Source organism: Flavobacterium sp. TS_SC_5, from assembly GCF_056156265.1.
This window is the reverse complement of record NZ_CM149588.1, coordinates 3,448,732-3,461,439: the sequence shown is the minus strand read 5'-3', so window position 1 is coordinate 3,461,439 and position 12,708 is coordinate 3,448,732. Positions and strand designations below refer to the sequence as shown.

General features: G+C 28.9%; 11 protein-coding genes. 8 read left to right on the top strand and 3 right to left on the bottom strand.

Annotated features, from left to right (window positions below; genetic code table 11):
- Positions 1-413: 413 nt before the first annotated feature.
- Positions 414-842: a hypothetical protein gene (locus AC0J6S_RS14850; RefSeq protein ID WP_474954528.1), complete on the bottom strand. Its 429-nt coding sequence runs from the start codon at positions 840-842 to the stop codon at positions 414-416.
- A 738-nt stretch (positions 843-1,580) separates the two neighbouring features.
- Between AC0J6S_RS14850 and AC0J6S_RS14845 the strand changes: the two genes are divergently transcribed.
- The 5 genes from AC0J6S_RS14845 to AC0J6S_RS14825 all read left to right on the top strand — a co-directional run bounded on the left by AC0J6S_RS14845 (position 1,581) and on the right by AC0J6S_RS14825 (position 8,588).
- Positions 1,581-2,021: a hypothetical protein gene (locus AC0J6S_RS14845; protein ID WP_474954527.1), complete on the top strand. Its 441-nt coding sequence runs from the start codon at positions 1,581-1,583 to the stop codon at positions 2,019-2,021.
- A gap of 472 nt (positions 2,022-2,493) precedes the next feature.
- Positions 2,494-4,284, top strand: a complete 1,791-nt coding sequence (locus tag AC0J6S_RS14840; protein WP_474954526.1) for a dynamin family protein — start codon at positions 2,494-2,496, stop codon at positions 4,282-4,284.
- Entirely contained in the window at positions 4,284-6,083 is a 1,800-nt protein-coding gene (locus AC0J6S_RS14835) for a dynamin family protein (protein ID WP_474954525.1), read from the top strand. The genes AC0J6S_RS14840 and AC0J6S_RS14835 overlap by 1 nt, the downstream gene beginning before the upstream one ends.
- Before the next feature lies 1 nt (position 6,084).
- A complete protein-coding gene (locus AC0J6S_RS14830) occupies positions 6,085-8,082 on the top strand; it encodes a dynamin family protein (RefSeq protein WP_474954524.1) in 1,998 nt (665 codons plus the stop codon).
- Positions 8,073-8,588, top strand: coding sequence for a hypothetical protein (locus AC0J6S_RS14825; RefSeq protein ID WP_474954523.1), 516 nt, complete (start codon positions 8,073-8,075; stop codon positions 8,586-8,588). The genes AC0J6S_RS14830 and AC0J6S_RS14825 overlap by 10 nt, the downstream gene beginning before the upstream one ends.
- Before the next feature lie 55 nt (positions 8,589-8,643).
- Here AC0J6S_RS14825 and AC0J6S_RS14820 read toward each other — a convergent pair whose 3' ends face one another.
- Complete coding sequence (locus AC0J6S_RS14820) at positions 8,644-9,570, bottom strand: helix-turn-helix transcriptional regulator (RefSeq protein ID WP_474954522.1); 927 nt, start codon at positions 9,568-9,570, stop codon at positions 8,644-8,646.
- Positions 9,571-9,696: 126 nt separating this feature from the next.
- Between AC0J6S_RS14820 and AC0J6S_RS14815 the strand changes: the two genes are divergently transcribed.
- The 3 genes from AC0J6S_RS14815 (at position 9,697) to AC0J6S_RS14805 (ending at position 11,355) form a co-directional block, all read left to right on the top strand.
- Positions 9,697-9,912: a hypothetical protein gene (locus AC0J6S_RS14815; protein ID WP_474954521.1), complete on the top strand. Its 216-nt coding sequence runs from the start codon at positions 9,697-9,699 to the stop codon at positions 9,910-9,912.
- A gap of 63 nt (positions 9,913-9,975) precedes the next feature.
- A complete protein-coding gene (locus AC0J6S_RS14810) occupies positions 9,976-10,230 on the top strand; it encodes a hypothetical protein (RefSeq protein ID WP_474954520.1) in 255 nt (84 codons plus the stop codon).
- Between the two features lie 300 nt (positions 10,231-10,530).
- Positions 10,531-11,355: a DUF7663 domain-containing protein gene (locus tag AC0J6S_RS14805; RefSeq protein ID WP_474954519.1), complete on the top strand. Its 825-nt coding sequence runs from the start codon at positions 10,531-10,533 to the stop codon at positions 11,353-11,355.
- Between the two features lie 762 nt (positions 11,356-12,117).
- Here the strand turns inward: AC0J6S_RS14805 and AC0J6S_RS14800 are convergent.
- Positions 12,118-12,684, bottom strand: a complete 567-nt coding sequence (locus AC0J6S_RS14800; protein ID WP_474954518.1) for a hypothetical protein — start codon at positions 12,682-12,684, stop codon at positions 12,118-12,120.
- Positions 12,685-12,708 lie beyond the last annotated feature (24 nt).

Here is a 12,708-nt window from a genome sequence, read left to right as displayed (position 1 = left end):
AACCTACCACATAAGGAGGCTTAAATAGTTTAGAGATATAGGGTAATAATGAGTTGATCCATAAAACCTACCACATAACGAGGTCTAAATAATAATATAAAGAGATTAGCATTTATCTGATATTTCAATAAAAGAAATTCTGAAGTAATTCCCAACGCAATTGAATTTCTTGTCAATCCTTTAGAAAATGATATGAACGTTATATTGTCAAGAATCAACAGGAAAATAAAAGAAGCAGTTGAAGAACCGTTACTTGGTCTTTATAGTATTAAGGGGGAAAGATGTGAAAAAAAATTCATAAAACTAGACCGGGAATTGGTGAAAGATTTAAGTAATTGATTTTAGAAAACGAAAGTAAAGGATAAGCTTTTATAACTAAAACCGGTCGCTTAGCCTGTGCAATTTTAAACTAGTCAGCTATTGTGCTTAGCAAAAGATGCCTCGGATTTAATTAATCCTTTCTGAATCAACAACTCTCTTATTATTTCCCAGTCTGCAAAAGGTTTCAGCGATAATTTACCATCAATTTTTAAAGGGCAAACAATTGCACTATCATCAATCATAAGCTGAGCACAACTTTTTGGAGATGAAGTCCAGGATTCCTGTGTAGGATCTTTTTGGATGCCGTAAAGTTGAATTTCGTTTTCAGCAAACCAATTTACCGCTTGTGTCAAATAATTTTGTCCAATCGAATCTTTAGAATCCCATCGTATTGTAAATAATATTAATTCATGACCATTTTGAACTAATTCGCGAAGCACTTTTTCGGCACCTATACTTTTACCTATTTTCGGAAAACTTTGAGTTACGCAAGTCCCGTCAAAATCAATATTTATTGTCATTTTTTATTTTCTCGTTGCGGTTTTTAATTAATCGGATTCTCAACTTTCTATACAACAAATATAAGTAATGACTTCTTACCAATGAATTTGAATTAATGCATTATTATCATGAAACTCTGAATTTTCAATTTAAAATAATAGTAAAAGGAGGAATGATTGAATTATTAAAAAAGTTAATTCAAAAAAGCTATCTATTACACAAGTGAACGATCATCATTTAATTTCAATATTAACTGTAAAAAATATTCAATAAAAAATATGATTTAAAACAATGATGATTAGTTAGTTATGTAAAATAGTTGAAGTTGGAGCCATATTTTTAATAAAAATGAGGAAAACCGTAAAACAAAATTTTATAAATGCGATAGATTTGGACGAAACAATTGCATCACACATTGACGATCTGTTAATTTCATGGTTAGTAATTACTTGTGATTAGACATAATTATAATTGTGGAATAAAAGGATTCTTATATGTAATTTAATAATAAAATTAAGGTTAAATTTTATTGAAAGAAACATTTTAATTCATCTATATTTGGTCACTCAGGCAATAATAAATGATATGCTGTAGTGATGTGAATTCTGTGAGGCGACACGTGTTATTAATTTTGATAAGACCTTAAAATTACAACGGTTGTTATTCTCTTGGTGTCAAACAAGTAATTTAAGTATCTGTTGGTTTTAAAAGTCAGGCATAATATTTTTAATAAATAATTCTAAAATATATTTCAAATAATGATTGATCCCATGCGTCCATACCGAAGAATAGAAATTGATAAAGTCTTCAGTAAGATCAAAGCAGGAATGCAAGCTTCAGCCTTATTAAGGGGTAAAGCTAGGGGAATGGATAGAGCTCTCTACCAAGATGGTTATACTGGAAAAGAACTGATAGGCGGTGATCCTTACGATTATGAACACCTTAGATCTTCAGAAGCAGTTTACAATGCTTACAAATCAATATTAACGGATGATCAAATAGCACTAGTGGTAAACTGTCCCGAAAATGTAGCCGTAACGCTTACGTTTCTTAATAAATCCAAAGGGAAAAGACGAATGGAGGATTGGTTAACTAATCCAGCGAACATCGTTGTTACCGGAATTGATTTAAAATTGACATTGGCTAATTTGAAAAAAGCAGATGAGGGGATTGAGAGAATGGTAAGGGCAATTTTGTAAATACTATAGTAAACTTTTGCAGTGACACAATTTGTCAGTTTGTAAGAGTAGTTTTGTCTGTGCAAAAAATATAAAATGCAAAAGTGAACTTATTTAAAATGAAACAACAATTTTTATACTTGTTATGAAATTAAAACAGAACAAAATTGAGGATTTATTACTCAATCAAATACCAATTACAGATAAACATTCTTATATAAAAGAACCAAATTTTTGCTATTACAAATCACCACTAGAATTAATTAAAGAACATTTATAAGGTAAAGAATTTAGAATAGAAGCTGTTAAAATGATAAAGAAGTAACTGTTGAGACCTAAAAGTTCAACATCTAAATCATTAGCCACTTAAAAATGAACTAGTCTAAAACTTTAAATGCTAATTTTTAGGAGGAGCAATAGGCTGTTATAGTCCATATTAGGAACATATTATTATTATTATTATTATTATTATTATTATTATTAAAAAAGTAGAATGAAAGAACAATTATTATCTATTGCTGAAGCAAATAATGCAACTGCAATATCTGAAAAAGTAAAAGATTTAAATAAAGAAAAATATAAAACGTCTGTTGCGTTCTTAGGAGAGTTTTCTTCTGGAAAAACCACGTTAGTTAATGCTTTATTACGGAAACAATTTTTGCCAAGCTTTGACAAGCCAACAACAGCAATTATTACAGAAATAACAAAAGGTGAGGAGAATTCTTTTTGTGTTATAGAAAACATGAACGGTTCAATATCCATTAAAGAAATTGAAGTAAGCGAAATTGCTGAGGAGGTTCAAAAAGAAGGGAAAAATAGGCTTTTGAAAGTGGAGGTAAAGGATTCTGAAGTACTAGATGAAAACACTATTTTAATTGATACCCCTGGTGTTTCTTCTATAAATGAGATGCACTCTAAGGTTACTTATGGATACCTACCTAATATGGACATTGTATTTATGGTTGTTAACATCAATATGGGAAGTATTTCTAAAAGTTTACAAACATTTATAAAGGATTGCCCTGAAAATGTAAAAGAAAAACTCCATTTTGTTTTAAACTTTAAGGATACAAAATCACCTATTCAAATTGAGAAGCTAGTTTCAGAGTTTAAAAATTCTGTTAAAGAGTTTATTTCTGATGCTCAAATATTAGTTGTTTCTTCTAAAGATGCTATAAAGGCTAATGCTTCAAATGATATTGACTTATATGAGAAGAGTGGTGTTAATAAAATAGAGGAAATTATTAAGTTAGAAATTCCTAAACTTCATAAAGAGATAGCTGAGGAAAGGTATTTAGAATCTCTAATAAAGTGTAAAAATGATTTAATATATTTTCTTCAAGAGAAAGAAAGTAATTTGACTTTAGATAAAAGTGATTTTTTAAAGAAAATAGAAGATTTAAAAATTGAGAAACAAGATCTTAAAAGAGATAGTGATAAAATTATTAGAGATTTTGAGCTGATAAAAAATTCTACGGAAGAAGATTTAAGTCGGTTAAATAAAGATTACGTTTCTTCATTTATAAATGGTTTAAATAATAATAGTTTAGAGGCTGTGGTAAATCAGTATACAAATGAATTTACGACTGTCTTAGAAACACAATTAGCGTCGATTGAAAATTATACATTACCCTCTAGCATTTTAAATAAATTATCTAATTCCACGATTAATAGTATCAATAACAAAGTGGGTACGATATTTCAAATAGCAAATAAATTACCTAGTCTAATCAATGCTGGGGCAATTGCATTAGCAACTGGAGGTAGTAGTATTGTTGCAAATGTTGCTGAAACTGTTTTGATACAAGCAGGTGGAAAGGCGATTGAATTAGCGGAAAAACATTTAGCGGATGATAATACAAGAAAAGAGGTTTCTAAATTAATTACAGAAGGTCAAAATCAAGCGGTTGATGCCCTTCCTAAAACATCTACATCAAATAAGCCTCTCTCTAAGGGAACAACTGTTATTACTACCATTTTCACTGTTTTGGATCAATTAAATGTTACGGAATTTGCCAAAAATAAAATTACCGAAGCAACTCAGAAAAGCAATGTTTACAAAGCTTTAAAAGAAAATTCAAATCATATTGTAAATGAGGTTTTTGTAGGTATTAATACAATTCTAACTCAGAAGATTGATACTGAAATAAACCATCCTTTAAGTATTAAAGAAGCTGCAATTACAGGAGTTAAGGAAGAACTTTCCAAATCATTAGAGCAACTGAATGGTATCAAAAATCAGATATCGAAAGATTTAGTGACTCTTTATAAAATTGCCAAATAATGGACTTTAATAAAAATGATAGTTTTGAAGAGTTTGAAGCTATCCTCAAAAAAATTCTTGAACAGTTTCAAGACAAAGAATTTATTGAGAATGTGGATGTAATGTTTGACAAAATTAATTTCTTTCGAGAGAAAAAAAATGAGATTGAAAATTATGAAAAGACTATAAACTCTCATACAAGACCTTTAAGACTTGGTTTTGTTGGTGGTTTTAGTACAGGAAAGTCTTCGATGATTAATAGTTTGTTGGGGGAAGAAATTTTAGGTGTGAAATTAGAACCTGCAACTGCGCAAATTACGGAATTAAGTTATGGCGAAAAATTTGAGGTTTTAGAAGTTACGCAATGTGAAGATTCCTACCTTTATTATAAGGAAATATCTTTAGAGGATTATCAGAAAAGCAGTACTATTAGAGTAAATAAAAATAAGAATTTATCTCATTATATTATTAAACACCCTTCTAAAAACCTTTCTAGATTTACGATAGTAGACACTCCAGGGTTTTCATCTACCTCCAAAGAAGACGATGACTTAACTAAAAACTGGATTGAAACACTCGACTTATTAATTTGGATATTTGATGCTAACATAGTAGGAGCTAAAGATGATTATGATAAATTAAAAGAATTAAGTATTAGCACCAAAATAATTGGTGTTATTAATAAAATTGATTTAAAATCTCCTAATGTTAGAGAAAAAATCAGAAATGAAATTTTAAATGAGGAGTTCTTAGATGACGTATTTTTTTATTCTTCAAAAAAAGTACTAGAAGAGTTTACAAAAAGTAAATGCTTTATTGATACTTTGGAAAATATTACTTCTCAAATTAAATATTGTGTAATTAATTCTGAAAGTTTTGATATTAATAAAAATAATAGCTCAGAAATTACATTTAAAACATCCACTCTTAGTAAGCCATTTAGTTTATTGCCTCTACAAACAACCAGTTATACTGAGTACTATGATGAGCTTATCAATAAAATTGATGATGTGAGAGAAAATGAAATTAATTTAATTTTAAATCAAACTTTAGTTAATAAACACAATGATTTTAGAAATCTTATAAAAGATGACTTGTTTTATTACCAAGAGGATTTTAATAACGATGTTAGTACACAAACTGATGAAATAAAACAAACTAATGATTTTTTACAAAAATCAAAGGATTTATATAAAAATCTTATAGAAGACTTTGATGATAGATTTGACGCTAGTTTTAAGGTGTTTTATACTGCTTTTTTTAATGAGCTAGGTGACTACTTGTTTTATAAAAATATTGAGTCCGGAATATTTTCAGATGATGCGTATATATGTATGATAGATGTAGATGAAGGCAAAGTAAAAGATAACCTTTATGAATTTATATCTAATGCCTTTCAATCTTTTTTAGAAAGTAGTTTTGATCTCTATGAAAACATAATAAACAATTCTGTTTATAAAGAGTTTTCTAAGATAGAAAAAATAAGGAATGATGAATATCACATAATTAATACTATTGTTGATGGGTTGATTAATAGTAGTGTAGATTCTATAATAGGTTATCATCGTAACTTTGAAAGTTATAAGACAGAAAATTTTTTACAAGATAAAAACTTTCATAAAAATAATATAGATTTAGTTGTTCCTGATGAATTATTAAAAAGTTCGATTAGTACACTATTAATATATGATTTAATTGATGCGAGATACCTAGATTATGATCCATCATTGGAGAGCGAAATTAAAAAACTAGAATCTGAAAAGAATGATACTTTAGAAATTTTAAGTATGATTGATCTACTATTAAAAAAGATAAACTAACATGGAAAAAAATATTTTAAAAGAATATAATAATAAGGTACAGCAATTAAACACTGCTTTTCAAAATCTTGAAACTAACAATCTTGTTCCAGTAACTCACGGAGAAAAATCTTATACAGTTGAAAATATTAAAGAGGTACAGGACAATTTAAAAAAACAAGAATTTACCATTAGTGTTTGTGGGCAAATAAACGCAGGAAAATCATCTTTTTTAAATTATTTACTTTTTAATGATAAAGAAGTTTTGCCAGCAGATGATACTCCTTGGACAGCAAAGCTAACCACTGTAAGTTATGGAGAAGAAAATTACGCTACAGTAACCTACTATAGCGTAAAAGAGTGGGAGCTTTTAAAACTTCAAAAAGTCACTGATGATACTGGGGCTTCAACTACGTATTATGATGAGTTTTTGAAGAAAGATGTAAATAAAGCTGCCTTAGATGGTTTGCAGGTAGAATCATTCATTACTTCTAGTAATAAAACGGTTGAGGGAGTTGACTTAAATGATCTTAGAGACTATGTGGCTAAGGGGGGGTGTAAGACTCCGTTTGTTAAACAGGTAGATATTAAAGTTAATAATGAACTTGCTAAGGGTGTAGTTTTTGTAGACACTCCTGGCATTAATGATAGAAATGAACTTAGATCTAAAGTAACAGAGGACTGGATAAAAAAATCCTGTGCTGTAATTTATTTGTTCTATGCAGGGCAAGCACTTAGTACCGCAGACTATGATTTTATAGATCAACATTTAAGTTCTGTACCTGCAGATAAAATTCTTTTCGCTTTAACTAAAGCTGATATTAGTGCAGACTACGAAGGAGCAAAATCTTTTGTAGAAAAAACCTTAATGGAAGATGAAGAGCTTAAGAAACGTAAATTTATTACTGATAAAAAAAGTGTGTTTCCAATTTCTACGCTTTCCGCATTAATTAACTATAAGCGGCTAAATAATATTGTACTTAATGAAGATGAAGAATTTCATTTAGAAAGAATAATGGAAGAAAGCCCTTCGTTTATAAAGAATAATGGTTTTATAGAAGAATTTGTTAATGGACTTAAAAGTCATTTAATGACTCAAACAGGTAAAGCAATTATAGATAAAACTACAGAGTTTTTATACGATATTTATAAAACAAATGAAGCATCTTTACTTTCTAATCTTAATACCACGAAAGTGAAATTAAAGGATCTAAATTTATCAGATGCTGAACTTAAAGAGAAAATAGTTAACTTAAATAAATTAATAGATGAAATTGAGAAATTTAAAAAGCAATTTGAAAGAGATACTGCAGGGGGTGCTGTCGCCCGAATGAAGTCAAACCTAAAAATTCGTTTACAAGATTTTAAAGAAAGTGGATTTAAAGTGCTTAAAAAAGATTTAGAAGATTCCTCAAATGATTCAATTAAAGCCTTAAGAAAACTTGCTACACATTTAACGAAAGTAAGTTTGGTGAATATTTCTGATAAAATTCATAATTCATTATTAAATGAGTTGTCTGTTAAGGAAGATATTAATGAACTGTTAGAAACGTTTTCTAATAAGTTTGAAGCGATTATAAGTGACGTTAATGTATATGATGGATCTCTTTTTTGTAAAGTTGCAAACCCATCTGCTATTGTTGAAAATATTTCTTATAACGAATTGTCAGTAGAAAAATTAAAGGAGAATTGTGGTACTAATTATGGTAGTTTATTTAATAAAGATTCAGTAAAAAACCAAATTTTTGCTGAAATTCAAATAATTTTTCAGAAGCATGCGGATTATGTTATTACAAATGTAATGGCAAATATTAGTAATGTTATTGAAGAGAATATAAATGGTGTTTATAATAATGTAAATACCGAAGTAAAAAAAATCAAATCAAACTCTAATGATTTGTTAGACAGTAGCAAAGGGGTTGATGAGCAAAAGAATATTTTTCAAGCAGAAATAGTAAGAGCTCAGGAGAGGTTAGATTATGTGATGTCTAATTTTAAAACCCTACAAAAATGTCTTTAAATATAGGGTTAGTAATAGTTGTCATATTAATTGTCGTATTGTTTTTTAAGATGAAACCTACGGCAATCAAAACAACCTCATCTATTGCACCAGATGATAAAGTTAAGCATGTCATAGAAGAGTTTGTTGAAGGAATAATTTTAGATTACTATAATGAGTATAGGAGCAATTACCTAGCGGTTAGGTATAATATAAAAGAATTAGAATCTAATACAAGTTATGTCTTTAAAACAAAAAAAATTGGTTCGCTTATTAATATTTTAGATTTTAATCAAGTCTCATTTGGGTCTAAATACTTGGGGGAGCTCATTATTAAAAAGTACAGTGTTGTTATTCCAGTTGATGATCACCTTTCTTTTATAATTGATATTTCAAGAATTGAAGGTAAGATTAAAGCAGTGGAAAGTGTAAAGGCCTTGCTACCTATAGAAGATTACAAAAAGGTTATAAGTGAGTTGGAAGCAGATATAATATACCATATTAAAAAATATTCTAATACTGTATAAAGACACTATATCAAAATCGGAATAAATTTCAAAATAGCTTGGGTAATCACCCAAGCTATTTTTCATATAAAGCTATCCCCTTAATCAACTCTTCCTTAATCTCATTCGCTAACCATTTTGGTTCTAACACTTTAACCAAACTCCCATATTTCAATACCTGTTGTCTGAATTCAAAATTGGGGTGAATTCGTAATTCAATATCAAAAGTTTTTCCGTTATCAAGATGGATTTCCTTTTGAGAAAGGTGTAATGGTAGCGAAACCAGATATGGTTTTTGGGAAATATCGAATGACAAATTTATAGTTTCCAATTTATGATCCACATAATTTAGACCAACCACGTTTCTGAACTTGTCTTTGGCTTCCTCCGTTTTTGGTTTGAACTTTTTAGTGCCCACTTTGATATTTTCTATTCTATCGATTCCAAAAGTTCTATAGCCTTTTTCGGTTTCGCCCACCACATACCATCGGTTTTGGTATTGCCTAAGGAAATAGGGTTTTACGGTATAATCAGCTTGCTTTTGATGGTAAAAACTGTTGTGTGTAAAGCTAATCGGCAGGTTTTGTTGAATGGCTTCTAGAGCAATTTTAAAATTTGGAACGGCTGTTATTACGGCTTTTGTTTCAAATTCTATAAGTGAAAGAGGATTGCTTTTATCTTCAAAATGAGAAGTGAAAAGTTCCGCAGTGGCTAATATTTCAATGTGACTCAAAAATGATTCGGTATTGCTGCTTTCTTTTTCGTCAATAAAATAACCACCGATACTATAATCGAATTTAATTTTAATTCCATAAATCACAAATAGTTTGTCTATCAGTCTGTAAAAAGTGCGATCGCTAATTTCGGGTTTTGTGATACCTAACTTTACTACCAATTGTCCTATTTTCTGAAATGGTCTTTTCTTTAGAGTATCAAGTAAAATACTTGTTTGTGCTACTTGTGTTGAGTTAAGAGGTTTATGCTCTGTAATGTCTTTTTCCATAACTCAAAAGTATTAAAATAAACTGACAATTGATGGCACTCTATTGATTTTCAAGTTTATTTGTCACTGACATAAAATGGCATTATCTAATTTTATTTTTGTCTTGAAATTTTAAAATAAACAATTATGAAAAATCTATTTAAAAAACAAAAATCAGAATTGGACTTTAGCAATTTAGGAGCAATTTTAAGCATGAGTGTCGCTGCAGGAGTTGCTATTGCTAATTATTCAGGGAAAAACCCTATAAATGCAGGTATCATTAGCGCTGGCTTATCATTGTTGGTTACTGGTTTATTTACCGCTATGGATGATGAAGTTCCTAATCATAATTCCAACAACTAAAATAGTTATTCGTATCCAATTGATCATTTTTAATCTGACGAAAGTCACAACACATTTACAATTATGTTATTTCAAGTATTACTAAATATTATCGTAGCTATTATTAAGTTTGCGATGTGGGTTTTGGTTGCATTGGTTGCGATACCTTTTGGAATCTATATGTTTTTACTTAAATATTTTCCAGTATTTACCCATGACGCTAGTTTTTGGTTTTGGTCTGTTTTTTCCATATTATCAATAATAGGTTTCGTTTTGTTATGGAGACCTGTTATGTGGGTAGTTGGCGGCATACAGTTATTAGGAGCAGGAGGCGAATAAAAGAAGTTAGTTCCTAAAAATTTCATCTATTTCACCATAAAGGGTTCCTCTTTGTAATTAAAGTTGAGCCCTTTTTTAGTATCAGGTTAACGATAACTTTTAATGAACGAGGGACGATCTTTATTTTATTGCAATTTATATTTAATAAATTAGTGTTTTTTGTAAAAAACATAATAAATAAGGTGAGAATTTAGTTATTAAAAGGTAACTTCTTTTTTAAAATGATTTAGAAAATAGAATAGGCAGTTTAAATGGTTTAGTTGATTTTACTGGAATTTGTAATTATATAAAAATATTAATATGGACGCTCGAAAAATATTTGTTGAAGATTGCACTAAACTAACAGAACTTCCATCTAAACCAAAAATATTTTGGTATGTCAGCGCCGGTCATGATTTTCGTGGACCTGTTTTTTTGACACAAAATCATATCGATTTTGAAGAAAAACATCATGGAAAGAAACTTCAAAAACCGGATCTGTTCGTTTATAACTGTATGGGTCAAGAAGTACAAGAATTAAAAGATAAACTTTCAGAAGGAGGACGTGTAGAATTGTTTAACGACCTTGGAACAAAAATAGTAGGCGATAATTTTGAAATTTTGAAATTGAATAAGAGCATTAATTTCCAAGTAGACCCACTATTTATTGATGTAGAGAATGTCCAAAAATATAGTAGTCATAGAGAAGCTTTTTACTTTGAATTAGAAATTATTAATAGAAATTACAGAGAGAAACAAAAGGTTCTTTATTTTGAAGCTGAAAATATTGACTTTTTCAAAAAGATTATTTTAGCAGATTTTTTTGAAACGTTATACTTGTGTGCAACCAAAGAAGGATGTGGATTTGGAAATTGTAAAAAATCTATCATAGATTTTATATATAATAATTCAACATCATTATCTTATTCAGACTTTGGATTTAAACCATCGTACAATATACTTTATACTGATTTTACGCATAAAATATTCCAAAAGGCAATAGCTGAGTCGAAAATATTGACCGCCAAGGAAGATTATGTAAATTATATTCAGGAAAACCAAGAATATTTAGATTTAGTCGATCAGCCATTCCTAAATCGAGATTCAATAGTTTATAGTTTAGATTATTTAGAATTACTGTCTTAACGTTATTTAGAGTATTTTTATTTAGAATAATTTATTTCAAATCCATTTTGAAATGTAATTAGAATATCATTTTTATTGCTAACTAAAGTTTTATTTTGATATTTTAACTCTGTTAATAATAGCATTCCGTTAGTCTCTGATAAACTAAATTCTAAATCATTAATGTTGAAATCATCAATTTTAATTTCATAGCTGCCTACTAATCCAATTCCTTTTTGTTCGATATATAAACCATCGTCATAAAGAGTTGTGTTTTTCGTTACGACTGCGTTATATAAAGGAAAAATTTTGGTAACTTAATCTTTTAAGTAGTAATAGAAAAATGGATCTGTTATTATTTTATAAATAGGAGTTTTAATTATTGAGGCGACTGATTTCAAATTGAAAGATTTTCATCGTTTTACAGAAATTTATGAAAATGTTCATTTGAATACTGTTTTTTTATGCGCAGGCAGACCTGAAGAAAACCAAGAGGATGTTGACAGTAGGATTTTGAAGGAAGTGCTGAATAGGTTTAATAAGTAGAGAAAAATATGAAGATCTTACAAAATATTTTAAAGATTTAATTAATTTAGATTTACCACTAGCTATTGACATAAGTAAAAGACTTTATGTGTTTATTAATGATAAAGTCAAGCTTCTAAGTGAAAACTTTGAAGATTTTGAAAAAAAGGTGTCAAGAAAAAGGATTAAACGACTTAGCATATTACATTAGTTTGATTTAATTGCAATAATTAAAATAGCAATGATGCATAATAGATTTCACTTTAGGATTTCAAAACCATTCTGATAAATGAGCAATGTCTCCTTTTTCCTGACAAGAATTTTTGTGTTATGATAGTTAGGTTTTTGTAATAATTGTTTGCCGTTAAATTGCATCAAATTGAATTGTAAATCATCAATATTGAAGCTCTTAAGTTTTAATTCATAGCTAGCAATAAAGCCAATTGCACATTGTTCGATATAAATTCCGGGACTGAAATCTTGTTTAATTTCAATTTGCTTAATATTGTATGATGGAAAAAGCAACATTTCATGATTTAAATCGTCAATTTGAAACTTTCTAATTTTTTTACCATCTAAAAGTATTTCAATTTGGTTTTTGGGAGTGTTCAATAATCCACTGACTTTTTTGCCTGGTAAATGTTCCACCGATGGAATGGAAGCTCTTTTCAGATTGTAATAGAAAAAAGGATCTAATAAAGCTTGTACTAAAGAAAGTTTCATTTTATCAGCCATCTTCAAACATGCATTCAAATCCTCCTCGCCGCACTCGAACTTTTTGACTGTCCAGCTTTCCCCGTGAAGATTGATTTTGAGAATTTGCATTTAAAATATTATTTGAAAAAGGGA

What these genes read in the sequence shown, in the direction of transcription:
- AC0J6S_RS14835 (WP_474954525.1), top strand. Translation starts at nt 4,284, where the DNA reads ATGGACTTTAATAAAAATGATAGTTTTGAAGAGTTTGAAGCTATCCTC.
- AC0J6S_RS14830 (WP_474954524.1), top strand. Translation starts at nt 6,085, where the DNA reads ATGGAAAAAAATATTTTAAAAGAATATAATAATAAGGTACAGCAATTA.
- AC0J6S_RS14800 (WP_474954518.1), bottom strand. Translation starts at nt 12,684, where the DNA reads ATGCAAATTCTCAAAATCAATCTTCACGGGGAAAGCTGGACAGTCAAA.
- AC0J6S_RS14840 (WP_474954526.1), top strand. Translation starts at nt 2,494, where the DNA reads ATGAAAGAACAATTATTATCTATTGCTGAAGCAAATAATGCAACTGCA.
- AC0J6S_RS14845 (WP_474954527.1), top strand. Translation starts at nt 1,581, where the DNA reads ATGATTGATCCCATGCGTCCATACCGAAGAATAGAAATTGATAAAGTC.
- AC0J6S_RS14820 (WP_474954522.1), bottom strand. Translation starts at nt 9,570, where the DNA reads ATGGAAAAAGACATTACAGAGCATAAACCTCTTAACTCAACACAAGTA.
- AC0J6S_RS14850 (WP_474954528.1), bottom strand. Translation starts at nt 842, where the DNA reads ATGACAATAAATATTGATTTTGACGGGACTTGCGTAACTCAAAGTTTT.
- AC0J6S_RS14815 (WP_474954521.1), top strand. Translation starts at nt 9,697, where the DNA reads ATGAAAAATCTATTTAAAAAACAAAAATCAGAATTGGACTTTAGCAAT.
- AC0J6S_RS14825 (WP_474954523.1), top strand. Translation starts at nt 8,073, where the DNA reads ATGTCTTTAAATATAGGGTTAGTAATAGTTGTCATATTAATTGTCGTA.
- AC0J6S_RS14805 (WP_474954519.1), top strand. Translation starts at nt 10,531, where the DNA reads ATGGACGCTCGAAAAATATTTGTTGAAGATTGCACTAAACTAACAGAA.
- AC0J6S_RS14810 (WP_474954520.1), top strand. Translation starts at nt 9,976, where the DNA reads ATGTTATTTCAAGTATTACTAAATATTATCGTAGCTATTATTAAGTTT.